Here is a 22,496-nt window from a genome sequence, read left to right as displayed (position 1 = left end):
TGAAGTGACCCGGCGTTAACCGAGCGGGTTCACAAGCCTCGCCGATCGAGCCCGAGGGTGTCAGGCTGCCCAGCCCGAACCACCCCTATCAGGTGCGCCAATGGCCGACGAGGTCTCCTTCACCATTATCCTGGCGGCCCCCCTCGCCTCCCGCCTGACTGCCGCCGCGGCCGAGCATGGCTGGTCCAGCGAAAGCCTCGCGGCCAAGTGCGTGGCCCAACGCCTGGAGGTGGCGATCCGCCACCGCGTTCTGATCGAGCGCGCCGAACGGATCGACGCCGCCCTGCTCGATATGGCCCAGGCCGTGGGCGAACTCGGTGCGCCCTCCGGCGCCATCGACCTCACCAAGGTCTGTCGTTTTCGAGCCAAAGACGGTACCGGGGCCCCGGCGGCGTGACCGCCTCGCTGCACCGGCTCGGGGCCGGCTCGGCGGCCGGGCTGTATTACACCAACGACGGCCAGCGTGAGGCGCGCCCGGACCGACGCGACGACTATTATGCCAAGGATGGCGATGGCATGTGGTGGAGTTCTGGTGGGACGGTCGTGCGCCACGGCGCGCCGATCGCCGCCAGCTCGTTCCGCGACCTGTGTGCCGGATATCATCCCGGCACCGGCAAGCCGCTAGTGCGTGGCGCTGGCCCGGGCCACTGGGCCGGTCAGGACCTCACCCTAACCCCCGGGAAATCCGTTTCCGTGCTGTGGATGGCGGGCACGCCCGAGCAGCGCGCCGCGATCGAGGCGGCGCACCGCGCCGCGGTCGAGCGGGCGCTCACCTTTGTCGCGGCGGAGGTATTGGTCACCGTCCGGACCGGTGCGGGGGGCGTCGAACGACACCGGCCGAGCGATCTGATCGTCGGCCGCTTCGATCATTACACGACGCGTGAAGGTGATCCAAACATTCATACGCATTGTGTATTTATCAATGTTGCCGGTGCGCCGAAACATTCCGGATCCGGTCGATACAAATCTCAGACGCACCTGACCATCGAGGTCGAGCAACTCTACGCCTACCAGATCGCCGTCGGTGCCGCCTATCGTGCCGCCCTGGCGGAGAACCTGCGGGAGCGGTTCGGCCTGCGCTACCGCGAGGCCGGGCGCGGGCAATGGGAGGTCGCCGGGCCGCCTGAGGCGCTGCTGGCGGCCTTCTCCAAGCGCTCGGAGCAGATCCTCGACTATGCCGGCGCCGGGGCCACATCCGCCCAGCGCGAGGTCGCCGCGCTCGCCACCCGCCGGGGCAAGCACGAGCTGCCGACCGGTGCGGAGCTGGAGGCGCGCTGGCGCGAAGAACTCGCCGCCTGCGCGCTCGATCCGTGGGACGCCGCGCGCCATCCCGAGGACACGCGCGCGGCCGCGCGCGATGCGGAACGCGAACCCCCGTTCGACCCGCCCGAGATCCCCGGCGACGGCCCGGTCGCGCGCGCCGCCTCGGCCCTGTTCCGGCACGAGAGCGTCGTGACGCGCAAGGATCTGCTCCAGCGCGCCCTGGAACTCGCGGGGGTGCAGGGGCTCGGGGTCGAGGTGGTGGAGGCGGAACTCGCCGACTTGGAGCGGGACGGCACGCTGCTGCCGCTGGCGGCCGCCGAGATGGTGCCGGGGGCGAGCGCGTGCTGGACCAGCCCGGGCATCGCAACCTGCGAGGCAGCGATGCTGCGCGCCGCCGATCGCCCGTTGGACCGGCGCTGGATCGCCCCCGAGGCGGTGACGACGGCTCTGGCCCGGGACGGCCGCCTCAGCGCGGAACAGGCCGAAGCCGTGCGCCATGCCGCCGGCCCGGATGGGGTATCGCTGCTCCAGGCCGGTGCGGGCACCGGGAAAACGACGACGGCCGCGGTCCTGGTCGCGGCCGCGCACGACTCCGGGATGCGCGTGATCGGCCTGGCGCCCTCCTGGGTCGCGGCCGACGAACTCGGACGCTCGACCGGGATCCCCACACAGGCGATCGCCCGCTGGCGCCACGACCGCGCCCGGGCGACCCGCTCGGATGCCGAGTCCCAAACCAACCCCGCGGCGCTCGACCGCGACACCCTGGTCCTGGTCGACGAGGCCGGCATGGTGTCGAGCCGCGACCTGGAGGCGGTGCTGAGCGCGGCGCAGGCGGCCGGTGCGAAGGTCGTGCTGATCGGCGATCGACGGCAACTCGCCTCGGTCGGGGGCGCGAGTGCGCTGCGGGCGGTGGCCGAGGTGGTTGGGCGCTCCGCGGTGCTCGGCGAGGTCCGCCGTCAGACGGTGGCGTGGCAGCGCGCCGCCTCGGTGGTGATGGCGCGCGGCGATGCCGAGGCAGGTCTGCGCGCCTACGCGGCGGAGGGACAGGTCGAGCTGGTCGCGGGGGCCGAGGCGGCGCAGGCGCGCGTGATCGCGACTTGGACCGAGCAGCGCGTGAGCTACGGCGACGACGTGCTGATCGTCACCCGGCGCAACGCCGACGCGGCGACGCTGAACGCCCGGGCGCGGGCTGCGCTGCGGGCCGAGGGCCGGCTCGGGCCGGACCTGATCGCTCCGCCGGCGCGCGACCGCGAGGATCGGCTAGTGCCACTCGCGCTCGCGCTCGGCGATACTCTCCGGTTCGGCGAGAGCCTGCCGCACCTCGGCCTGCGCAACGGTACCCGCGCCCGGATCGAGGCGCTGGTCACGGACTCGGATGGCGGTGCGCGCCTGCATCTGGCGCTGGAGGACGGGCGGGTGATCGAGGCGGCGTGGGACGAGCTCCGGCGCGTCCCCCGGTTCGGCCGTCGGCCGGCCCATCCCAAGGTCGTCCACGCCTACGCCGGCACATCTTACGCGGCGCAGGGCCGGACCTGTTCCGCGGCGGTGGTGTACCTCGGGGCCGGCACCGACGCGCGCGAGGTCTATGTCGGCCTGACCCGGCACCGGCACGCGGCGCGGGTGGTGGTCGAGCGTGACCGGCTCGACGCCCTGTGTCGGCAACGCCAAGCGGATCCACGCATGCCGGCCAACGACACGATGGTCCTGGAGCGACTGTTCCGGGAAGCGCGTGGCTACCGCGAGAAGGCCAACGTGGTCGACTACGCCGCCGACCGGGTGGCGTTCGTGCGCGACGGGGTGCTCGGGCTGCCCGAGCGTGTCGCCCCGGGGATCGACGTCGGCCGGGCGGTACGCGCGGCCCGGGCGCTGCGCGAGGCGGCAGCGTGGCTCGGGGTCGGCCATATGATCGTGCCGGCCTTTCGCCTGATCGACGCCTTTGGGCGCCGGCTCGGCCGCGCGCCGGCCCCGGCGGTTCGACGCCTAGTGGCGCAGCTCGCGCGCCATCTCGGTCGCCCCGATCCGGAACGCGGTCGCGAGCCCGGGATCGAGCGGTGATCGTCAGCCCGCGGGCATGACCGATCGCCTCACGGGCGTGCTGATCTCAGCCGCCTGGGATCACCCGTAGGGCCCGCGGAACAGGTCACCCAGCGCTTTGCGTCGGAACAGAGTGGTCCAGCGGCGGCGACGGTGCTCGGGCCGATCGTGGATCATGTGGCAGCGCTGACAGAACGCGGCGAGATTGGCGTTCGCGTTGTTGGCGGTGTCGTGGTCGCGGTGGGCCGCGGCCAGCACCACCCGGGTCCGACGCACGCTCCCGAGGATGTCGACCGCCCCGGGCGCGACGCGCACCCGCCGCCCTCGCCCGTCACGCCAGGCGGCGACCGCCTCGTCCCACCAGCGGCCATCGCCGAGGTGGACCACGGTTCGCCCGTGCGGTCGCCTACAACCCTCGCAAGCGCCCCGGGCACGCCCGAACCGGATCGCGGCCGAGAGCTGCGGCCAGTCGATCGGGTAGAAGAAGCGGTGCTCGCGCCGGATCGGCATGGTGCGGTTCGACGCTCGGATCGGATGCGTGAGCGTAGAGCGAAATGGATCGTCCTCCCAGGGCCTGCGCGGGGATGGCGTTCGGTCAGTAGAAAGCTGATGGGCTTCTGGTCGAAGAAGCCCAAGCCTCCTCCCGAGGAGAGAGGGGCGTTCGTCAGACCGTACGAGCTCAGACCCTCAGCGCATGGCTCGGCCCGTGCCACGACCCACGCGGATTCGCGTTCGGTCTGATCGGTCGAGGTCACTCGCTGCCCGTCGGCAGCATTTTGACGGGTCCGTTTCCCCCGATTCTGACAGGATTAGAACTTCAGTACTCGTGCGCTTCGCGGATTTGCACCCTCCCCCACTGCTCAGCGTGGCCCGGTGAACCTCAGCACCCGAGAGTTCTCTGCCCGGCTTACGCGCCAGCCGCATCCAGGCCTGCCACTCGGGTGAGACGATGCGCACGACGTTGGTGTCGTTCCTGAAGCCCGTCACCCGCCGCTCCTCGACGGTGACTAGCCCGAGCTTCTTAGCCTCGCGCAGGGCGTTGCGGACGGTGGTCTCGGCCACGCCCGCGATCGCCGCGAGCTGCCCCACGGCCAGTCGGCAATCGCCTCGTTTTGAGGTTTCCGTGGCGACCAGGGCCAGCACCGCCTGCTCGGCCACGGTGAACTGCGCCGCGAGCCCCGGCGGAAGCCGCCCCGAGGCGGCCCAGCGGCGGCGGCGCTTCAGAGAGGAGTCCGTGCGAGGGCGCGAGCCGATATCTCTCTTGGGAGGTTTTGCTCTGTCCTGGGTCGGGGATGAGATTGCAGCGTCGGTGCTGGGTCGCGAGCTCGCCGGTAGCCTGCGAGCCGCAGGCGCGTCCGTGCGCGCCTCGATCAGCCCAGACAGCGCTTCGGCCTCAGCTTCCGTGACCTTCCCCTCCCCGAAGGCGCGCCACAGCAGCGCCGTCACTTGCGGCAGGGTGATTCGGCTCGACGCCTCAATGGCGCGGCGGATCTCGTCTACAAACACGTCTCTCGGCCCTCATCGGGCCGCAACAGGTCGTTCCGGGCCACCGCAGGGGCGTCCGGTCCACAGGGCAAAGCCTCATCGTCGCGAGAATTGGCGTTCCCGCTTGACGCCCGGGGGCGTCTCATGGCTTGTGGGGAGTGCGTTGTGGCCCCACAGGCCCTTTTCGATTTCGACGGCCCTCCAGTTTGGCGACTGGGGGGCCGTTGGCTTTTCAGAGGTCGACTTGCGGCGGCGTGGTCTCCTGATGCTCCCGACGACTCGCACAGAGAGCGCGTCAGCCGGACATGGCATGTCGGCTGGGTCGCACGGCTAAGTCAATGTTGCCGGTTCACTCACTGCGCTTGATACGCATTCCATGCAACCACATTTCCACACAAGCTAGCTTGTGTTTTTTCATTCATGTTGACGTTCCGGCAGTTTGGATGGTGTAGATGTAGGATTGTCGGTAGCTGTGCCGGACAACCTGTGTGGGGTCACACTGATGAAGGTGGTTGCGTTGCTAGCCTGGAAGGGTGGGGTCGGCAAAAGCACCCTAACGATCAACCTTGCCGCCGCAGCGATTGAGGACGGTCATAAGGTCGGCATTATCGATCTCGACCCGCAGTCGTCGTTGTCTGAGTGGTCAGACCGGCGGGAAGCCGAGCAGCCGTTCGTATCTGACGCCAAGCCCCGCGCGGTGGCGCAGATTGTTGAGGCCGGGCGCGGGCTCGGCCTAGATCTAATGTTGATCGACACCCCGCCCAACGCGACAGATGAGGTGGAAGCCGCCCTGGCGGTAGCAGATGCTGTCGTGATACCGACCGGCGTCGCCCTGTTCGATCTGAAGGCCGTCACCCGCACGGTGCGTGCTGCCACACAGGCCAACAAGCCAACTTGCGTGGTGCTCAACAGGGTCGGAAATCGCAGTGACCGCGAGGCGGCCCGGATCCGCCGCGAGCTGAATCACATCGGTATGCCGATTTTGCGATCTGTAATCCACGATCTGAAGGTGTTCCCGCGGTCAGCCGACGCCGGCCAGACCGCGATTGAGGTCGAGCCGGAAGGGAAGGGGGCCCTCGACGTACGAGCTGTGTGGAAGCATGTTTCAAAACAAGCTAGCCTGCGTGCTAAGACACGGACACGCAAGAATGCGAGTGAGATTGTGTGATGGCTAAGCCGAACCCCCTGTCGATGGCTGCGCAGGTGGCCGAGTCGTTGAAAGCCCCAGAAAAGGCAAAGGCTGTACCGCCGGTCGTACCGGCAGTAGCGGAGCCGGTTCCGGCCAAGACTACGCGCGAGGGAAAGCGGTTCCTCGGCTACTATGTTGAGCCGCAGCGACACGATGAAATCAAGCAGGCTGCGTTAGATGAAGGCATTCAAATCCAGGAGCTTCTCCGCCAAGCTGTAGATGCCTGGATGGAGGCAAATGGCACTGAAGCCGTAGCGACTGTAGAACGGCGACGCGCACGGCGGGCCGGGAAGCAGTAAGGGAAAAGAATAGTCGACCTTTCTCCCACCCGTCACGATAACCCGACCGCTTGAATAGAACCGTTTTTGAGCGGCTTTTCGGCCACCCGCTAAGCCATTGCGAAATTTAAGGCTGGATCGCGCGAAAACGTGCGCTTATAATTTAAGCATGAAAACCGGCTATGCCCGTGTCTCCACCGACGAGCAGACTCTAGCCTTGCAGCATGACGCGTTGCAGGCGAACGGGTGCGATGTCGTCTATGACGACCAGGGCGTTTCCGGCACCGCCATGAAGCGGCCCGGCCTCGCCGCCGCCCTGGCAGCGGCCAAGGCCGGTGACATGCTGACCGTCTGGCGGATCGACCGCCTCGGCCGCACCACGGCCGGGCTTGCCCTGCTTCTGGACGAGCTGCACGGGCGCGGCGTCGAGTTTCACTCGATCATGGACGGGATGGATACCCGCACGGCCGCAGGCAAGGCGCTGTATGGCATCATGAGCGTCCTGGCCCAGCTAGAGCGCGACCTGATTTCCGAACGCACCAAGGCTGGGCTGAAAGCCGCCAAGCGGCGCGGCAAGCGGGCAGGGCGTCCGCCTTCCTTCACACTGGAGAAGCGAGAGCTTGCCGTCCGTCTGATTGAGGATGGCAAGGGCAGGGCGGAGATTGCCCGCTTGGTCGGCGTCGCGCCTGCGACGCTACGTCGGCACATCAACGCCACTGGCGCGAGGCTATAGCCAGCCATGGAGAGAGCCGAGAACATCAACCCGAGTATCCTGGCATGGGCGCGGCAGTCGGCTGGCCTGTCCCTTGAGGACGCGGCCAGCAAGATCGGCATCCAGCCGAGCGCGGTCAGCTCCGCCGCCGAGAAGTTGCAGGCCCTTGAAAGCGGCGAGCGGTTTCCGACCCGCAACCAGCTCGCCAAGATCGCGAGTGTCTATCGCCGCCCGGTTGTGACCTTCTATCTCAAACAGCCCCCGGCCCAGGCTTCGCGGGGCGAGGACTTCCGCACCCTGCCTTTCGACGTGCCGCCGCGCGAGAGCGCCAAGCTGGACGCGCTGCTCCGGGACATCCGGGCGCGGCAGGAGATGGTCAAAAGCATCCTCGAAGATGAGGACGAGGCCGCACCGCTTGATTTCGTCGGCTCCGCCACCGTCCAGCAGGGCGTTCAGGCTGTCATCGACAGCATCGCCGCAAAGCTGGAAATCCGGCTTGATACGCTGAGCCGCCGCAACGGCTCGGCCGACGACCTGTTCAAGGATCTTCGTAGCCGGTCCGAACACATCGGCGTGTTTGTCCTCCTAGTCGGGGACCTAGGATCGCATCACCACACGATCAGCGAGCGCGTGTTCCGAGGCTTCGCCATTGCGGATCGCGTTGCGCCGTTCGTGGTCATCAACGATCAGGACGCCAAAGCCGCTCGTGCCTTCACGCTCCTGCATGAGCTGGCGCATATCTGGTTGGGCCAAACCGGCGTCAGCGGCATGGTCGGAGAAGGCGAGGCCAAGACGCCCCAAGGTGCCATCGAGCTGTTCTGCAACGATGTCGCCGGGCGGTTCCTGCTGCCCGACCAGGCGTTCGCCGCCGGACCGGACTTCACCCCGGCCGATCTGCCGCGCGCCATGGCTGCCATCGCCAGAATGGCAGAGGCTTGGCGCGTCAGTGAGCCTATGGTTGCCTATCGCATGCACCGCATGAAGTGGATCAGCGGTCCGGCCTATCGCGACCTTGCCAGCCAGTACGCCGCTCGCTGGCAAGGCCAGAAGGCGCGTGCCAAGGACGACGCCAAGGAGTCCGAAGGCGGCCCCAGCTACTACACCGTCAAGCAGTTCAAGCTAGGTGCTGCGCTTGTCGGGCTGGTGCAGCGGTCCGTCCGCGATAACCTCCTGTCACACACTAAGGCCGCGAAAGTCTTGGGTGTCAGTCCAGGCGTCGTCGAGCCACTTATCAAACGATACGAATATGCCAGGGGTGCCATGGTGCCCGGCATCGGGAGGGACTGATTGCTCTACCTCCTTGATGCGAACGTGTTGATCCGAGCGGATGAAGAATATTACGGCTTCGACCTCGTACCGCAGTTCTGGGATTGGCTGCTTGGCCAATGCCAGGCGGGGCATGTCAAAATGCCACTCGAAATCTGGCAGGAAGTCTGTGGCTCGCGGACCCAGCTCGGCCAGTGGATCAACGACAAGGACGTAAAGGCCGCACTGATCCTGGATGAGGAAGCCGACCCCGCGATACTGAACGACGTTCTTGATAGCGGCTATGGCCCGAACCTCACCGACACCGAAATTGAGAAGATCGGTCAGGATATGTTTTTGGTCGCCTACGGCCTTGCCGCGCCCAATCGCACGATCGTGACAAAGGAAGTTTCTGCTCCCTCTAAGAAGCGGGCCAACCGCAAGGTGCCGGATGTCTGCAACTCGTTCGGCCAGGTTTGGATCAAAGACTTCGACCTCTATCGCACCCTCGGCTTTAAGGCGTAATTCGCACCGGCAATCTGCACCGAAGAAGCCCAACGACTTCAACGTGTGCGGCATGGTGCGGAAGTCTTGAGTTTAGCATCGGCCCTGTTGCGCGCTCTGCCGAACAGCGAAACAATGGCATAAGATAGCTCGGTCGATTAGTCGTTCTTTCGCCAGATCTCTTCGGCGAGCAGCGTCGCGAACGATACCCAGGCCACCAGTGGAATGCCAAGCTGGCCTGCGGTCTTATCGACCTGACCGGCCGTTGCCACGTAACCGACTGCGCTTGCGCCTAGGGCGGCCGATGTGACGGTGGCCCATCCCGTCGATCGCTGACCAAAGAAGACTTCGCTCCAGCCGGCGATACCGATTTGGTTCGCGGCCCAGAACGCCAAAGCCGTCGTCCGCTCAGGCGATCCCTCAGCGCGAAGCAGTCGATAACCGCCATAGGCGAGCGACGCCTGGATGCCCGTCCAGGCAACCGGGTAGACCGGCGACGGCGGTGTGTAGTCTGGCTTTGAAAGGTGTCGATACCAGCGCCTTGTCCGGGGGTGGTCAGGCGTCGGGCTAGCGCGCCGCCCGATGAGTAGGGCTGCCGTGACAGCGCCGACCGCCAGGGCCGCAGCCTGGAGTGGCGATAGGCCTCCCGTTCGAGCGTGTGATGCCATGCGGGTACTCCTCAACGGGTGTCGATCATCCATGTGGGACGAGCGCGGGCATCCACCCAGGGCATCGACTGGGCAGTGACGAGTTTTTGTTCGGAAAGGTCGGCGGCTCGCTATCAACCAGTTCCGCCGAACAAATCGCCTATCGCCTTACGGGCACGAAGGGTCACCCGCCTGCACCGCTGATGCTCCGGCCGATCGTGGTTCATGTGACACCGTTGGCAGAACGCCACGAGGTTGGCGTCTGTGTTGTCGGCTGTATCGTGGTTGCGATGTGCCGTCGCCAGCACTACGCGCGTCACCTTCACCAGTCCCGGCTCCATGCTCTCGGGAAGGGATAAGGCGCGACGCACGAAGCGACCTCGATCATCACGCCACCGCTCTGCTTCGGCATCCCACCATCTGCCGTCGCCTAGGTGCTGCACATCCTCCATGTGCGGCCGGCCGCATCCCTCGCACCGACCCTCTGCCCGCACGAAGCGGATCATGGCCGAGAGTTGCTTCCAGTCGATCGGGTAGAAGTAGCGATGCTCGCGACGGATCGGCATCAGTGACCCGCGTCCTGCATCAGGCCAGCCTTCACCCGCTTGGCGATCCGGGCAAGGGTCGAGCGGCTGCATCCGGTGGCGGCCTGGATCTGGCTCCAGGGCGAACCGGCTTTCAGCATGGCCGCGATGCCCTCATTCCGCTTCGTATCCTCCTGGCGGCCTCTGTATAGGCCCGCAGCCTTTGCCCGGGCCTGCCCTTGCGCCTGGCGACGGCGCCGATCGTCGTAATCCTTGCGGGCGACCGCCGCGAGGACATCGAGTAGCATGCCATTGATTGCCTGAAAGACCCGACCCGTGAACTCGTCGGCCGGCGTCGCCAGGCTCCAAGAGGTCGGCAGGTCGAGCGCCACGATCCGCACGCGCTTGGCGTCGATCTCCGCCCGGAGCTTCGTCCAATCGTCTGAGGTTAGGCGGGACAGGCGGTCGACCTGCTCGATCAGCAGCACGTCCCCCGGTCGGCAGTCCTTCAGAAGGCGGAAAAGTTCCGGCCGGGCCAGCGTCGCCCCGCTCTCGTTCTCGACATAGGCCGCCGCGATCGCCAGGCCGCGCTCATGCGCGAAGGCGTCGAGCTGCGCCCGCGCCCGGGTCGCGTCCTGTTCGGAGGTGGAAGCGCGCAAATAGGCGCGGACGAACATGAAACCCGCCAACCGGTTCGATTAGAATAGGTATCATGATAGTGGTTCGATTTGAATGGTCAAGCTGATTATATGAGACTGCTAATCGTCCAGTTCGATTGAGGCATACCCAAACCGTACCGGCTCGATGGGCTGCTTCGGGTGGAAACCGGACTTTGGCTTCTCATCCTGAAGCGGACGTGACACATCCGACCTGACCCCACCATTGAGGCCGATGCGCGCGGCTTCCCAAATTGGACGAAAGGAAAAGCGGACCAATAGGTCTTGCGTGATAGAACGCCTCTAATAGAACTTTGCCGCGCGGAGGGGGCGTGACTTCAATACGCAATTTTAACTCGTAGCATACATCAAGTCGGCCCTGCCACTAATCGCGGAGCGGCGCGGGCTTTTGCCCGTCTGGCAGGATCTCCTTGATATGCTCTCGGACCATCTCAGCCGAGAACGGCTTCCCGAGGAAGCGCGCACCCTCCGGCAAGTCTCCGGAGCAAGGACGAGCCTGCCCCGACGCGACGACGATCGAGATGTGCGGCCACTGGCCAGCCGTTTCCCGGGCGACGGCAAAGCCGTTGCGGGACCCGGGCATCTGCACATCGGTGAACAGCAGAACGATCAGGGCGTGCTTCTCAGCGAGCAGTGCCATGGCCGCGTCGCCGTCTCCAGCCTCGAAGGTATGGAAACCCGCCTCCTGTAAGATATCCATCGCGGTCATGCGGATCAGCGCATCGTCGTCCACGACGAGGGCGTAGGGCACGTGCGATACAGGCGATTAGCTCATTTGGTGAAGGTGCCCCCGACGCTTGAGAAGAGTTTGGGCACCGTGTTCCAGCACTGCGCCGAGACCCGTGTCACCCAACCATGGGACAGCGCCGACGAGGTTAGGTCGGCGTTAGGCGCCGTCGCAGCCAGCGCGTGGCGTCCTCCACGTTCAGGAAGGTCGGCGCCCTCTGCCCTTGCAGCCGGCCGAACCCCGCTTCCAGGAACCAGCTTCCGACATTGTCATGCTCTGGCTCGGCAAGGCGTACCAGCACGGCCACCAGCAGGCCGTTGGCGATCACCAGCATCCCGTCCCGATCTGGGCTTCCGGTGTCGACCGCGATGGTCTGAAGCTGAAGTACGAGCAGCGTCGCGATGTTGCTCCGCTCGGACATCGCCTAGCCCTCCTGCGCGTGACCGGGCCAGCTCAGGTCGCGCCGCTCACCCCAGCGCGTGTTGCGCAGATGCAGATAGTTCGGCGTGAAGTCGCAGAAAGCCTGCAGCCGCTCGACGTCGAGGATGGTCAGCACCCGCCGCTTCAGGTGGATCAGGCCCTGCGCGCGCAGATCCCGCAGCGTCCGGTTCACGTGCACGTCGGACAGGCCCGTCATATCGGCGATCTGCGTCTGCGTGAGTGGGAACGCGTAGCTGTTGTCGGTGACGCGCCCTACCGCCTCCAGGCGCATGAGAAGCTCGCAGAGCAGGTGGGCGATGCGCTGGGGCGGGAGCCGGCCGCCGATGTTGACGAGCCACTCGCGCAGGACCGCGCCGTCGACCAGCGAGCACCACCAGAAGGCGCGCGCGATGTCGGCGTGCTCACTGGCGATCTCGTCGATGACCTGGCGCGGTATGTCCACGACCTGGCAGGTTGAGATCGTGCCGATGGCGTGGTCCATCTCGTCGAGGATGAACACGTTCAGGTCACAGAAGTCGCCGGGCACGAGCAAGGCCATGATCTGGCGCTGGCCGTCCGGGAGCACCTTGTATCGGCAGGCGAAGCCGTCGAGGATGAGCAGCACGTTCTCGGGCTTGTCGCCCTCCTGGATCAGATCCTGGCGCGCGTCCACTTGCCGAACCTTGAGCGCCACGCGGTTCAGGGCCCAGCGGGCTTGGTCGGACAGCGGCTCGAAGCTCTCCAGCTTGCGCGTCAGCGCCTGCTGCATTTGACCGTCCTCCCTGAAGGGAGAACGCGGCAATCGTTCTGAAGGTGACCTTCGGAGGTACACAAAATTGAGCGTCGCCAATCCAACGACATCACTATCAGGGCAACGTTGGATGCCAACGCCCTGTCCCACGATCGATGATCCGCCCGGTAAAAGACCCCGCCACCCGGACCGGGCGACGGGGCTTGAGTGCGCTCGGGTCGGAAGAAGCCGTGCAGGCGATGAAGGGGCAAGGAACGCTCGCGCGGCTCGCTGCGCTTGCAACATCACAGCTTCAGCCTGCTATCCATGACACTGGCGGGGGAGGCGCATCTCGTCAAAAAGCAGATTTCATCCAGATTTATTCTCAATAGAGGGCGCGCTCGCCAAAGTAACGATTAATTTACCGTAAAATGTCCGCGTAACTGTCTTTTGATCGCGGGGGAAAGCGCAGTTCCCGTAGCCAAGCGATAGCTAGACACTTCGTCATGCATGACCAAGGCGCGGGAACCGACAATGGCGGCAGGACCTCTGTGGGATCGTCTCTCTCTGGCGCTGTCTCCCGGCCCGAATGGCTACGGCTCACCCCGGCGCCGTGCGCCTGCGGAACACCGGCTGTTCGATACCGGCACGATCGAGGCTGTACGGCGCGGCCTGTGGTCGGTCGAGACCCTGAGCCGGTGCATCGTCGAGGCGAGCCCGGACTGCATCGAGGTGCTCGACCCGCAGGGCAACCTTCAGTTTGCCAACCCGACCGCGCTACAGCAGCTGCGCAGCAGCGAAACTGCCGAGAACGAGGGCGAGCCCTGGGTTTTGTCCTGGCCCGATGATGCGCGGGCGGCCGTTCTCGAAGGGCTCGAAGTCGTGCGGGAGACGGGCGTCGCTCGCTTCAGCCATTGGCGTCCGGGCCGCTCCGGAGAGGCGCGCTACTGGGACGTGACGCTCTCGCGCATGTTGGACGATGACGGGGATCCCATCGGCCTGCTCGCGGTCTCGCGAGACATCACCGCCCTGGCTCAGGCAGGAACCGACCGCGAACTGTGCAGCCGTGAGTTGAGCCACCGACTGAAGAATGTCTTCGCTCTGGTCAACGGCCTCGTCACCCTGTCTGCACGCAACACTCCAGCAGTTCAGCCGTATGCACGGACGCTGCGGGATCGTTTCACCAGTCTCGGTCGGGCGCTGGAGTACCTGCAGGTGCCGCCCCCGGATGAGGCAGCGCCGCGCCCGGCGCAGACCCTGCAGGCGCTACTGCGTACCTTGCTGATGCCCTACGAGGGCGTGGGCAACGCGCATCGCCGCATCCGGTTGTTCGATGGGGCCGATATTCCAATCCGCGACACGGCGGTGACGAGCCTCGCGCTGATCATCCACGAACTTGCGACGAACGCGGTCAAGTACGGAGCCCTGTCCAGTGACACAGGCACCGTCAATCTGAGCTGTCGCCGCTACGCCAAGAGCATCGGCCTGATCTGGTGCGAGCGAGGGGGGCCGCTGATCGCGCATCCGCCGGAATATGCTGGGTTCGGTGCAACCCTGGTCCAGCGTAGCGTCGGCGGCCAACTCGGCGGCAAGATCGTCTATAACTGGGAAGCCGAAGGCCTGCGCGTGCTGATATCGATGCCGACTGACCTGCTGTTGCAGCAGGCAAGTTGACGGACGCTGGGAGACCTCGTGATGCTCATCGCTGATCTACCCTTTTGGACAATCACCAGAGTGTGCACATCGAGGGCACGCAGGAGCCCGTGCGGCTGGGGGATATCGACGATGTGGAAGGGCTTCCGATCGTATGCGGTCAGGTCGAGCTGCGGAACCATGTCACCTCGCTGATACAAACCGCCTCTCGCCGCCCCTGGTCAGGATTGGTCAGAGAATTGGATCAGGCTGCGCGCAAGCGGACCTTCTGAACTTCAGAGAAGGGTAGGGAGCAGCCCTTGGCGGCGGGTACCAAGCGTTAGATTTGGACCACTAGATTGGACAGCGGCTGGCGCACGAGGCCTAAGCCACAAGTTCAAATTTACCTAAAACCGGTCGGAGGCGGGCCAAGGTCAGGCGCGCTGAAGGCTCCTGTAAGCCAAAAAGGCAGCGATCGCAGCCGCGTTAAGGCAAAGCCCCCAGCCGTAGGCGGTGATCGACTGACCACCGATCGGGTGGCCGACATACTCAAGCCCGACGAACGCACCGAGGGTAGCAATGCTTGCGAACAGGATAGCGAGCGCTGTCATGACGCCTCAGCAGGTTTTTCGCGGGGCACGACGTCACCCTTGAAGGCTCAACGAACGAGAAGGCGGATGCTTCCGTCGCTGGGCAACGACTGGCGGGAAGCGTGACGGCGACAGGGGTAACCTATTTGCACGCTGGCCGGGCGGCCATACCATCACGGTTCGCCCTGCCTTGCGCATTCTCAACCACTCAGCAGATGACTACTGGCGTTGATCTGCGGAATCGGCGTGGGCACTGTCATGCCGCACAACCGTGGTGGGCGCATTCATAACCTTTATCATTAATTTCCTGAAGGCGATGGGCTATTTAAAATGAGAGTGGCGTCCTTCGGTGATCGCGGAGCGGCTGGATGCGTGCCATCCTCATCGCTGCAGTAGTCGCTATTGCCGTTATCGCGGTCGTCCTCCTCGGCGGCCTCGCGGGCCACGGCAAGGGTTGACCACGAGCTGTTGTGGCCTGTGGATCACGCAAATACTGAATTGATGGGCTGCGAAAATTTCGGGCTGGCGGGTGGGCTTAGTTCCCGGGCATCAATGGGCTCACTCCTCCGGAATCGCCGCCGATGCCGATCCCCCTCTATGACCGCTTCCACCTCTATATCACGACAGCGCTGGTGTGCGGCGGGATCGCGATGATGGCGGCAGCCTGGCTGCTGGATTCACTGTGAGCCACTCGCTTGCCGGTCAAACCTTGTTCATTGTGGCAGCAGCCATCAGTCTCGCCGACGGAGCGTTCACCCTTTGAGGTAGGCCATGAGCGATCCCGAGCCCGATGCGATCTTCCGCAAGCGTCTCCTGCAGGTCGTTGCTGATGAAGATCGGCACACGGCACAGGTCGGAGTGGGTGCGCAGCTCGACAGGCTCGGCCGAAAGTATGACGTCTACCGGACCGGTGTGCCCCTGAAGGGTTTCGACGGGTTTAAGGATGATATCACCGAAGACGATGCCTGACCGTATCCTCAGCCGAGTAGTCTGACCGGCCGGAGCTACGTGCGGCACCGCGAGGATCCTGAGGGGGCGAACTGACATCCCCGCCCAGCGTTGCAGCGCTGATGTCGCGTGGCGCGGCGTCCGTTTTGGAAAACCGATGCCCTACACCCTTCAGCGCCTCGCCCCGGGCAGCTTCGATCTCGTCCTCGACGGCAAGGTCGTCGGCAGCCTCGTCCGAGACGTGTCCGAGGACGGTCGCGAGGGCGATTGGATGGCAGAGACCCTCGACGATAGCCCGCCGTATCCGCCGCCGTTCGAGCGCGGGCAGCACGCATTCCCGACACTGTTGGGGGCTGCAAAGTGGCTCGACGCGAATGTGCCCGATCTCTGATCGGGGCCAGCCGCCAGCGTCATTTACATCGAGGAGCATGGCGAAAAGTCAAAGCCACGCGTCCTGATAGGAGCAACCTATGCTGAGTCCAGTTGAAGCTTTGAGAAAGCTACGCCAGGAGATGGTGATGGGCCGCCGCAAACTGGTGGACCAGCAGGAGAGTATTCAGAATGTGCAGGCCGAGATCGAGGCGATCGATAGGGCCATCGTGGACGAGGAGGCTATGCTAGACAGCGCCATTCCAACAGGTAGTGTTGTTTAAATTCGAAGCTGCCGGCAGTTTAGGTTACTCCTCATTCCCCTCTCGTACCCGCGAGCGTCCTTTACCGCGAGTGTATATTCGATGCCAAGCAGGAGGTTTTCATGGTCGAACAAGATCGTGCGCTCATCGACCCGCACGGCGAACAGGACAACGTCGCCTTGGCCCAATTAGGAGCGGCCGTGATCCTGGCGTGGCCCTTATTGGAGCCCGACATGCAGCGCGATTTGATCGCGACAGCGGCCGTCGTGGATGGCGTGAAACGAGACCCGAGCTTTGAAGAGGTGCTGACCCGGCTTGTTCAGATGAACAATCGGAGCAAGGGTTAGGCATGTCTGCCGCCCTCACCGAGTACCTGAAAGCGAAGGGCGTCATGAGATGAGCCTCGGCCGGGCCGCGACAGTCATAGGCGTCGCGGTCGTAGCAGTGGCTGGTACGCAGCTTCTCACCGACGAAGGCGTTGAGTACGCTCCTTTGGTGGTCCTGGGCGCGGGCCTTCTCGCGTGCGGGCTCGTCGCGCTATTGAACAGGGCTTGAGCGATGCCGAGCCCGACGCCGTCTTCCGCCAGCGCCTGCTACGGGTCGTCGCCGAGAAGGATCGTCCCTCCGCCATGGGAGTCGTCGGAGCCTACCTTGAAGCGCTCGGCCGCAAGTACGGTCGGTTCAGAACTGGCGTGCCGCTGAAGGGCCTTGACGCTCAGAGCAAGCGGGACTGACCCACTGACATGAAGCCCAACACATCTCGTCTGAGCGCCATTACCGAGAAGGTCGCTGAGGCTCGCGAGCCATCGCGTGAGCTGTTCGCCGAGGTTTGGTTCGCCACGACTGGCAAGCAGCATCCTAGTATCAAGGTACGGTTCGCCCTGTTCATGGAGGCGAAGGCTTGGACCGACGCCGCATTGATCACTGCTGCGCACGCCCTCCCAGAATGGGGTGTCGTGACGCGAGCCGGCCCGTGATCGGGTGAGGCCAAGATGCAACTGACCTTGCCCCCTGTTTGCCCCCGTTCATAACCAGAGTCCGTTCTGGTTCTGGTCCTGTTTGGACCGGGTTGCAAACGCGTTCGGGGTGAGCCCGCCGAGGCTCGTGTGGGGGCGGCAGGTGTTGTAGTCGACCCGCCACGCCTCGATGATGGTCCGGGCCGCCGGCAGGCTCCGGAAGAGATGCTCGTTCAGGCACTCGTCGCGCAAGCGCCCGTTCAAGCGTTCGACAAAGCCGTTCTGCTGCGGCTTGCCGGGGGTGATGTAGTGCCACTGGACCGCACGCTCCTCCTGCCAGCGCAGGATGGCGTGCGAGGTCAGCTCGGTGCCGTTGTCCGAGACGATCATCAGCGGCTTGCCCCGGCCCGCGCTGATCCGGTCGAGTTCGCGCGCGACCCGCTGTCCAGACAGCGACGTGTCGACCACCAGCGCCAGGCACTCCCGCGTGCAGTCATCGACCACGACGAGGATGCGGAAGCGGCGTCCATTGTCGAGCGTGTCAGAAACGAAGTCGAGGCTCCAGCGCTGGTTTGGCTCCTGCGGCACCGCGGCCGGCGCTCGCGTGCCCAGTGCTCGCTTGCGACCCCCGCGCTTGCGCACCGACAGCCGTTCCTCTCGGTAGAGCCGGAACAGCTTCTTGTGGTTGAGCGTGAGGCCCTCCCGCCGCAACAGGATGAGCAGACGCCGGTAGCCGAACCGACGGCGCTCGCCAGCCAGGCCGCGCAGGCGTACCCGCACGGCCGCATCGTCGCCACGGGTCGAGGCGTAGCGGTACGTCTTCGGCTCCAGGCCGATCAGCCTGCAGGCGCGACGCTGCGAATAGCCCTTCTCCTTGATGGCCCAGCTCACGGCTGTTCTCCGTGCGCCGGGCGTCAGAAGTTTTTTCCCAGCGCCTCACGCAGCGTCGCCACGTCGAGCATCGCCTCGGCCAGGAGCTTCTTGAGCTTCCGGTTCTCCTCGTCGAGCGCCTTCAGGCGGCGCGCGTCCGAGACCTCCATGCCGCCGTAGCGCGAACGCCACGTGTAGAACGTCGCATCGCTGATACCGTGGCGGCGGCAGATCTCAGTGACCGGCAGCCCAGCCTGCTGCTCCTTCAGGATGCCAATGATTTGCTCTTCGCTGAACCGGCTCTTCTTCATCGTCCGTCTCCTGATCGACGGACCCTAGCTTCAGAACGTGGGCAGACCAGGGGGCAAGGTCACAACCGCCAGGCGCGCGGGGTCATGGTCGCTACGAAGGCTTGGAGCCGATCCGGCATCCGGGTGGCGCCGCGCTGGCGGTCCTGCAGGCAATACTCCAGGCGAAGGTAGCAGGGCACTGACGCGCAAACCTTCAGATGGCAGTAACCAACTTGCCGGATGAGCGTTGTAGAGGTTCCCTCAGCCATCCGGTGCCGCCATGCATCCGCAGCTCATTGCGTTCAGCGCTTGTTGCCCCGTCGATATGAATGAGCCGACGCGGGACGAACTGGTGGCGATGGCGCGTCGCACGTTCGGTGAGGCGGCCGCCCGGGAATTGGATGATCACTTCGCGGTATCATTCGAGACCTGCGGTGTCGGCGGCGATGGACCTATAAGCGAAGGATAGGCCTCGGGACTGCGCAGCAGCCCTTTCAGCAAGCTTGCGAGACAGGCGACTTTATGAACAGCGATAATGAGGGTGGCCGTCAGCAACTCGCTGGCGAGATTTAGGAAGCAGACGGCCCGATCGGCGGCCGCGCCGACACCGGGGCCAAGCTCCAGGCCGCCCTCAACGCCGCCGAAGTCAACTTCATTGGGGACAACGGCGAGAGGCCGGGCGGCGGCGGCTGAGGAAGGCCGCGGGAGCGAGCTAATGTTTCGTACCAAGTACCTGAAGGCGAAGGGCTATCTGAAATGAGCGATGACGACGCTCATCCGCGGGATCTCGACGAGGTCCTGCGCTTGGCGACAGCGCTTGCTGAGCAGATGTTGGCGTCCGAGATCCCGGCACAATCAATCTCGCGTCCAAGGCTCAGGGCACTGATTGGCGCTGCCCAATTTCTCGACGAGAATGATGTGGCATGGCCGGCTGCTGTGCATGAGGCCCTCGACAAGATCCGGCAACATACGAAAGTCAACGAGAGTTGAGCGAACCATAGCGCCCCATCCTCCGCCTGGTGGAAGAGGCGCTGAAGCCAGTATGCCACCCGCCAAGATTTATGCCGCCCCGACTATCTCATCAAAAGACGGTAATTTTATCAGGCTCAATGCTAAGCTCGCGGTCTGATAACACAACACATTTGTCGCATGCGAGTATTGAAAGACTCAATCGATAACCAAATAATTTATAAAATATCTATGCAATAAGGGCGCATGTCGCGAACCGAGCTGGTTCGCCTGAATCCGATTGGATCAGCCTATGCCCCACTATTCATCCGTCGAACTGGCAGGAGACATCGTCGCCGCCTACGTCTCAAAGAATCCGGTCCCCACATCTGAGCTTCCGAGCCTTATCAGGAATGTGCACGGCGCGGTCTCTCGATTGGCGTCCAGTAGCGCCCCTGGCATAGATGCTCCAGCAGCTGACGTCGAGAAGCCGACCGCCGCCCAGATCCGCAAGTCGATCACGCCGGACGCGCTGATCAGCTTCATCGACGGGCGCCCGTACAAGACCTTGCGGCGACACCTGACCACGCACGGTCTCGACCCACGCGGTTACCGCGACCGCTACGGCCTGCCGGCGGACTACCCGATGGTGGCTGCGAGCTACGCCGAGATGCGCTCAGCTTTAGCGAAGTCGATCGGCCTCGGACGCCCAGGCGCCATGGCCAAGAGCGCTCCGAAGGGGCGTCGCAAGGTCGCCTAATCGAGATCTGAGCTACGACCTGATCGCCATGCTATCGCAATCTCAGGAGCGATCAGGATCAGCTCACGAAGCCGCCGGCGTCATCTCCATCGGCAAGACTGGCAAGGTGCTCCTATGGAAGAGGCGCCCAAGGCAACCCGGATCAGGTAGCCTTCTTCCCAGCCGTCGCTGCCTCTACGATCATGCGATGCGTGGCGGCATCCTGCTTCGCTCGCATCAGGATGATACGTGCCGCCGTGCGGGCCCGCTCGGCTCGGATCCGCGCCCTGGGCTTGCCGTCCCGCAAGGCTCGGGTCGCCATGTGGCGGAACCAGTGTGCGTCGGCGATGGCAACTGCGCACCGCTCGGCGAGCGTGCTGTACTCGGCTGGATCCTGGCTCCTGGTCGGCATGGCGGCGCCTCGCACGGGTGGTTGGGCCGGGCGAGCAATGGCCGTACCACGAGCCGCCGGCGTCATCTTCATTGAGGAGAACGGCGATGGGCCGGGGGTGCGGCTTCGAAAAGTGCGTCAAGGCAGATGGTTCGCTTTTTGTCCGATATCCACTACATGATATCAAAGCCCGCGCGGATACAATCCGACGCGGGCTGATGATTCGAGGGGGCCGCACGTGCGGGGCGGTGCCATCAAATGCCGAACCATTCGCCCAAGGGCATAGCAAACGAGTTTCTGAGACGACGCAGCGCATTTGGGCTTCCTGCCCAGATGTGGATTCAAAAGCTCGTGTACATTGCTCACGGTTGGAATTTAGCCATTAATGGTCAGCCGTTAGTTGTTGAAAATGCCGAGGCCTGGGATGGCGGGCCGGTATACAGGTCGATCTGGAATCATATTAAGAGATACGGGTTTGGCAGAAGCAGTAAGCTCTTGGAGGATCCGGAGACTTCAAAGCCTATTGCGGCCCATTTGAGCGTTGATGAGCAAGCAATAATTGACTTGGTCTGGGATAAATATAACGGCTTTTCTGGCTCAGAGCTATCTCGAATGACTCATCAGCCGGGAACTCCTTGGACAGAGACATACGTTAAACTTGGTAGAGACTCTGATATACAGGACTCACTCATCCGTCGCCATTATCTAGATCTAGCTCGGGCCGGGCGTGCCCACTGAAGAACGAGCTAGTCTTGATGATCTTAAGCGCGCGCCGGTCTCAATACCGGCGCCAGATGCAATATATACTCAGGAACAATTTAGCGGATTTCTGGCACAATTCGATCGCATCTCTCAGGAGAAGCTGGTCCTCGAGGATGAATTACGCGAGCAAAAGCGCAAAAATGCCACCACCGAAATTCTTGATAAGCTCATTGAGCCCTTCGCTGTAAAAACCTACCGATTTATGGTTGGTTATTGCGGATTGAGTTTTGCGACTATTATACTTGATGGTTTCAAGTTTAAAGGATTTTCAGTCGACGCTGATGTGTTGAAATATCTCGTCGGCAGTACAGGAGTGACCGTCATAGGCCTTGTTGGCATGGTGCTGACCGGAATTTTTGTAGGAGCTCGGAAGTCATAGACGTTGAAAGCTCGTACAGCATATATCCTCGACACCGCCATCCCGGCCGCTATCCTGCCGGGATGCGCACAGCCCTCGCCGCCCTCGCTCTCGTCGTCGCTGCCGGTGGGGCGCAGGCCCAGCAGCAGCTTCCGACCGTTCCCGAGCTACTGACCGCCGAGCTGAAAGCATCGCAAGCGTGTGAGGCCGCCGGGGACCCGGCTGTCACCCATGAGCAGTGCAGGCTTCATGACCGGTTGAGCGGGCGTCTCGCCCAGGCCGGCTACTGCTATGGTCGGAAGGGGCAGAGCGAGGAGAAGAAGGAGTGGCACGCCTGCCAGCCGGACTCGATCTACGAGGACGACATCGAGGCGGTGACGCGCTGATGCCGACAAAAAGCCCGCGCCGGCGAACCGAGCGGGCTGAAGGTAAGGAGCGCCCGGTGCGTTACGCCGAGCCTCTGCCGAAAGAGTACCAGCGCTGAGGTCGAAAGAAAGCCCCACGCGGCTGGACCGGCGGGGCTGAGGAGGTTCGTGGTCTCAGGAACGAACTGGCGTCTGCTAGAGCAAAGCCCGTTCCGAAGCTGTGGCTATCGGATCATTTACCGCCGCCGCTGCCGGTCGAGCCGAGACGCGAGGGCTGGCCCTCGTTGCCGGCAGCGGCGGAGTCGGTGGCGACGCCATCCGCAGCCCGGCCGGTTGGCGAGTACGTGCCGGCTGCTTCTGCACCGGTCGACCCAGGCTGACGGGTGACGACGCCGGGCGCACCAGGTGGCACGATCACGGTGGTGCTGGTTGGGGTCTCGATGACGGCCTGGGCAAATGCCGGGGTCGCCAGAGCCGTGACGAGCGCGGTGGCGAGGGTAATTTTGGTCATGTCGATCTCCTGTCGGGATTGGTGCGGCAGGAAACTCCTGAAGCGTCTGGCAACTCGGATTGCGCGCGA

General features: G+C 64.2%; 31 protein-coding genes. 19 read left to right on the top strand and 12 right to left on the bottom strand.

Going from position 1 to position 22,496, the window contains the following annotated elements:
* Positions 1-100: 100 nt before the first annotated feature.
* Positions 101-397: a hypothetical protein gene (locus BLQ49_RS26305; protein WP_091721887.1), complete on the top strand. Its 297-nt coding sequence runs from the start codon at positions 101-103 to the stop codon at positions 395-397.
* The gene (gene mobF / locus BLQ49_RS26300; protein WP_007568942.1) at positions 394-3,318 is read left to right on the top strand and encodes a MobF family relaxase; all 2,925 of its coding nucleotides are present in this window, start codon (positions 394-396) and stop codon (positions 3,316-3,318) included. The genes BLQ49_RS26305 and mobF overlap by 4 nt, the downstream gene beginning before the upstream one ends.
* Before the next feature lie 60 nt (positions 3,319-3,378).
* Here the strand turns inward: mobF and BLQ49_RS26295 are convergent, their stop codons facing one another.
* Both BLQ49_RS26295 and BLQ49_RS26290 read right to left on the bottom strand, forming a co-directional pair.
* Positions 3,379-3,807, bottom strand: a complete 429-nt coding sequence (locus tag BLQ49_RS26295; protein ID WP_007568940.1) for a hypothetical protein — start codon at positions 3,805-3,807, stop codon at positions 3,379-3,381.
* Between the two features lie 177 nt (positions 3,808-3,984).
* Positions 3,985-4,803, bottom strand: coding sequence for a GntR family transcriptional regulator (locus tag BLQ49_RS26290; RefSeq protein WP_007568938.1), 819 nt, complete (start codon positions 4,801-4,803; stop codon positions 3,985-3,987).
* A gap of 451 nt (positions 4,804-5,254) precedes the next feature.
* On the opposite strand from BLQ49_RS26290, the gene BLQ49_RS26285 reads away from it, so the two are divergent.
* The 5 genes from BLQ49_RS26285 to BLQ49_RS26265 all read left to right on the top strand — a co-directional run bounded on the left by BLQ49_RS26285 (position 5,255) and on the right by BLQ49_RS26265 (position 8,731).
* Entirely contained in the window at positions 5,255-5,950 is a 696-nt protein-coding gene (locus BLQ49_RS26285) for a ParA family protein (RefSeq protein WP_007568936.1), read from the top strand.
* Positions 5,950-6,270, top strand: a complete 321-nt coding sequence (locus BLQ49_RS26280) for a ribbon-helix-helix domain-containing protein (RefSeq protein WP_078947311.1) — start codon at positions 5,950-5,952, stop codon at positions 6,268-6,270. Before BLQ49_RS26285 ends, BLQ49_RS26280 begins: the two co-directional genes overlap by 1 nt.
* 148 nt (positions 6,271-6,418) lie before the next feature.
* Positions 6,419-6,982, top strand: coding sequence for a recombinase family protein (locus tag BLQ49_RS26275; RefSeq protein WP_007568934.1), 564 nt, complete (start codon positions 6,419-6,421; stop codon positions 6,980-6,982).
* 6 nt (positions 6,983-6,988) lie between these two features.
* Positions 6,989-8,248: an ImmA/IrrE family metallo-endopeptidase gene (locus BLQ49_RS26270; RefSeq protein ID WP_007568932.1), complete on the top strand. Its 1,260-nt coding sequence runs from the start codon at positions 6,989-6,991 to the stop codon at positions 8,246-8,248.
* Entirely contained in the window at positions 8,249-8,731 is a 483-nt protein-coding gene (locus BLQ49_RS26265) for a DUF4411 family protein (RefSeq protein WP_007568929.1), read from the top strand.
* Between the two features lie 137 nt (positions 8,732-8,868).
* Here the strand turns inward: BLQ49_RS26265 and BLQ49_RS26260 are convergent, their stop codons facing one another.
* The 6 genes from BLQ49_RS26260 to BLQ49_RS26235 all read right to left on the bottom strand — a co-directional run bounded on the left by BLQ49_RS26260 (position 8,869) and on the right by BLQ49_RS26235 (position 12,474).
* Positions 8,869-9,378: a TspO/MBR family protein gene (locus tag BLQ49_RS26260; protein WP_165486585.1), complete on the bottom strand. Its 510-nt coding sequence runs from the start codon at positions 9,376-9,378 to the stop codon at positions 8,869-8,871.
* 113 nt (positions 9,379-9,491) lie between these two features.
* Positions 9,492-9,923 carry a hypothetical protein gene (locus BLQ49_RS26255; RefSeq protein ID WP_007568927.1) on the bottom strand — a complete coding sequence of 144 codons (432 nt, stop codon included), beginning with the start codon at positions 9,921-9,923 and terminating at the stop codon, positions 9,492-9,494.
* Complete coding sequence (locus tag BLQ49_RS26250) at positions 9,923-10,558, bottom strand: recombinase family protein (RefSeq protein ID WP_007568925.1); 636 nt, start codon at positions 10,556-10,558, stop codon at positions 9,923-9,925. The genes BLQ49_RS26255 and BLQ49_RS26250 overlap by 1 nt, the downstream gene beginning before the upstream one ends.
* 364 nt (positions 10,559-10,922) lie before the next feature.
* The gene (locus BLQ49_RS26245) at positions 10,923-11,309 is read right to left on the bottom strand and encodes a response regulator (RefSeq protein ID WP_280141006.1); all 387 of its coding nucleotides are present in this window, start codon (positions 11,307-11,309) and stop codon (positions 10,923-10,925) included.
* A gap of 124 nt (positions 11,310-11,433) precedes the next feature.
* Positions 11,434-11,706, bottom strand: coding sequence for a hypothetical protein (locus BLQ49_RS26240; RefSeq protein ID WP_091721884.1), 273 nt, complete (start codon positions 11,704-11,706; stop codon positions 11,434-11,436).
* A 3-nt stretch (positions 11,707-11,709) separates the two neighbouring features.
* Positions 11,710-12,474, bottom strand: coding sequence for a Crp/Fnr family transcriptional regulator (locus BLQ49_RS26235; protein ID WP_091721882.1), 765 nt, complete (start codon positions 12,472-12,474; stop codon positions 11,710-11,712).
* A gap of 471 nt (positions 12,475-12,945) precedes the next feature.
* On the opposite strand from BLQ49_RS26235, the gene BLQ49_RS26230 reads away from it, so the two are divergent.
* Positions 12,946-14,109: a PAS domain-containing protein gene (locus tag BLQ49_RS26230; RefSeq protein ID WP_091721879.1), complete on the top strand. Its 1,164-nt coding sequence runs from the start codon at positions 12,946-12,948 to the stop codon at positions 14,107-14,109.
* 392 nt (positions 14,110-14,501) lie between these two features.
* Here the strand turns inward: BLQ49_RS26230 and BLQ49_RS29900 are convergent, their stop codons facing one another.
* Positions 14,502-14,678 (bottom strand): hypothetical protein, encoded by a 177-nt coding sequence (locus BLQ49_RS29900; RefSeq protein ID WP_167627790.1) that lies wholly within the window; start codon positions 14,676-14,678, stop codon positions 14,502-14,504.
* A 750-nt stretch (positions 14,679-15,428) separates the two neighbouring features.
* Here BLQ49_RS29900 and BLQ49_RS26220 point away from each other — a divergent pair.
* The 6 genes from BLQ49_RS26220 (at position 15,429) to BLQ49_RS26195 (ending at position 17,214) form a co-directional block, all read left to right on the top strand.
* Positions 15,429-15,626, top strand: coding sequence for a hypothetical protein (locus tag BLQ49_RS26220; protein ID WP_091721873.1), 198 nt, complete (start codon positions 15,429-15,431; stop codon positions 15,624-15,626).
* Between the two features lie 136 nt (positions 15,627-15,762).
* On the top strand, positions 15,763-15,996 hold the full coding sequence (locus BLQ49_RS26215; RefSeq protein WP_091721871.1) for a hypothetical protein: 234 nt from the start codon (positions 15,763-15,765) through the stop codon (positions 15,994-15,996).
* Positions 15,997-16,075: 79 nt separating this feature from the next.
* Positions 16,076-16,258 (top strand): hypothetical protein, encoded by a 183-nt coding sequence (locus tag BLQ49_RS26210; RefSeq protein ID WP_091721868.1) that lies wholly within the window; start codon positions 16,076-16,078, stop codon positions 16,256-16,258.
* 101 nt (positions 16,259-16,359) lie between these two features.
* Positions 16,360-16,584 carry a hypothetical protein gene (locus tag BLQ49_RS26205; protein ID WP_091721865.1) on the top strand — a complete coding sequence of 75 codons (225 nt, stop codon included), beginning with the start codon at positions 16,360-16,362 and terminating at the stop codon, positions 16,582-16,584.
* Positions 16,585-16,788: 204 nt separating this feature from the next.
* The gene (locus tag BLQ49_RS26200; RefSeq protein ID WP_091721862.1) at positions 16,789-16,971 is read left to right on the top strand and encodes a hypothetical protein; all 183 of its coding nucleotides are present in this window, start codon (positions 16,789-16,791) and stop codon (positions 16,969-16,971) included.
* Positions 16,972-16,980: 9 nt separating this feature from the next.
* Entirely contained in the window at positions 16,981-17,214 is a 234-nt protein-coding gene (locus BLQ49_RS26195) for a hypothetical protein (RefSeq protein ID WP_091721860.1), read from the top strand.
* A 48-nt stretch (positions 17,215-17,262) separates the two neighbouring features.
* On the opposite strand, the gene BLQ49_RS26190 is transcribed toward BLQ49_RS26195, so the two are convergent.
* Positions 17,263-18,374 (bottom strand): IS3 family transposase gene (locus BLQ49_RS26190; RefSeq protein WP_091721857.1). Its coding sequence is split into 2 segments (ribosomal slippage): positions 17,263-18,125 and positions 18,125-18,374, totalling 1,113 coding nucleotides; the frame shifts between segments, so codons are not numbered across the junction.
* A gap of 735 nt (positions 18,375-19,109) precedes the next feature.
* On the opposite strand from BLQ49_RS26190, the gene BLQ49_RS26180 reads away from it, so the two are divergent.
* Positions 19,110-19,343 (top strand): hypothetical protein, encoded by a 234-nt coding sequence (locus BLQ49_RS26180; protein WP_091721854.1) that lies wholly within the window; start codon positions 19,110-19,112, stop codon positions 19,341-19,343.
* Between the two features lie 271 nt (positions 19,344-19,614).
* Positions 19,615-20,061, top strand: a complete 447-nt coding sequence (locus BLQ49_RS26175) for a Ros/MucR family transcriptional regulator (RefSeq protein WP_091721851.1) — start codon at positions 19,615-19,617, stop codon at positions 20,059-20,061.
* A 142-nt stretch (positions 20,062-20,203) separates the two neighbouring features.
* Here the strand turns inward: BLQ49_RS26175 and BLQ49_RS26170 are convergent, their stop codons facing one another.
* Positions 20,204-20,452, bottom strand: a complete 249-nt coding sequence (locus BLQ49_RS26170; RefSeq protein ID WP_091721849.1) for a hypothetical protein — start codon at positions 20,450-20,452, stop codon at positions 20,204-20,206.
* Between the two features lie 237 nt (positions 20,453-20,689).
* On the opposite strand from BLQ49_RS26170, the gene BLQ49_RS30910 reads away from it, so the two are divergent.
* The 3 genes from BLQ49_RS30910 (at position 20,690) to BLQ49_RS26160 (ending at position 21,937) form a co-directional block, all read left to right on the top strand.
* Positions 20,690-21,169, top strand: coding sequence for a Panacea domain-containing protein (locus BLQ49_RS30910; RefSeq protein ID WP_091721847.1), 480 nt, complete (start codon positions 20,690-20,692; stop codon positions 21,167-21,169).
* Positions 21,159-21,572, top strand: a complete 414-nt coding sequence (locus BLQ49_RS29265) for a hypothetical protein (RefSeq protein WP_143012327.1) — start codon at positions 21,159-21,161, stop codon at positions 21,570-21,572. The genes BLQ49_RS30910 and BLQ49_RS29265 overlap by 11 nt, the downstream gene beginning before the upstream one ends.
* A 62-nt stretch (positions 21,573-21,634) precedes the next feature.
* Positions 21,635-21,937: a hypothetical protein gene (locus tag BLQ49_RS26160; protein ID WP_091721845.1), complete on the top strand. Its 303-nt coding sequence runs from the start codon at positions 21,635-21,637 to the stop codon at positions 21,935-21,937.
* A gap of 211 nt (positions 21,938-22,148) precedes the next feature.
* Here BLQ49_RS26160 and BLQ49_RS26155 read toward each other — a convergent pair whose 3' ends face one another.
* Positions 22,149-22,427: a hypothetical protein gene (locus BLQ49_RS26155; RefSeq protein ID WP_091721842.1), complete on the bottom strand. Its 279-nt coding sequence runs from the start codon at positions 22,425-22,427 to the stop codon at positions 22,149-22,151.
* Between the last annotated feature and the right edge of the window lie 69 nt (positions 22,428-22,496).

This window comes from Methylobacterium phyllostachyos, from assembly GCF_900103445.1.
Classification (GTDB): domain Bacteria; phylum Pseudomonadota; class Alphaproteobacteria; order Rhizobiales; family Beijerinckiaceae; genus Methylobacterium; species Methylobacterium phyllostachyos.
Note: the sequence above shows the minus strand (reverse complement) of the source record. Positions and strands in the feature narration are given on the sequence as shown.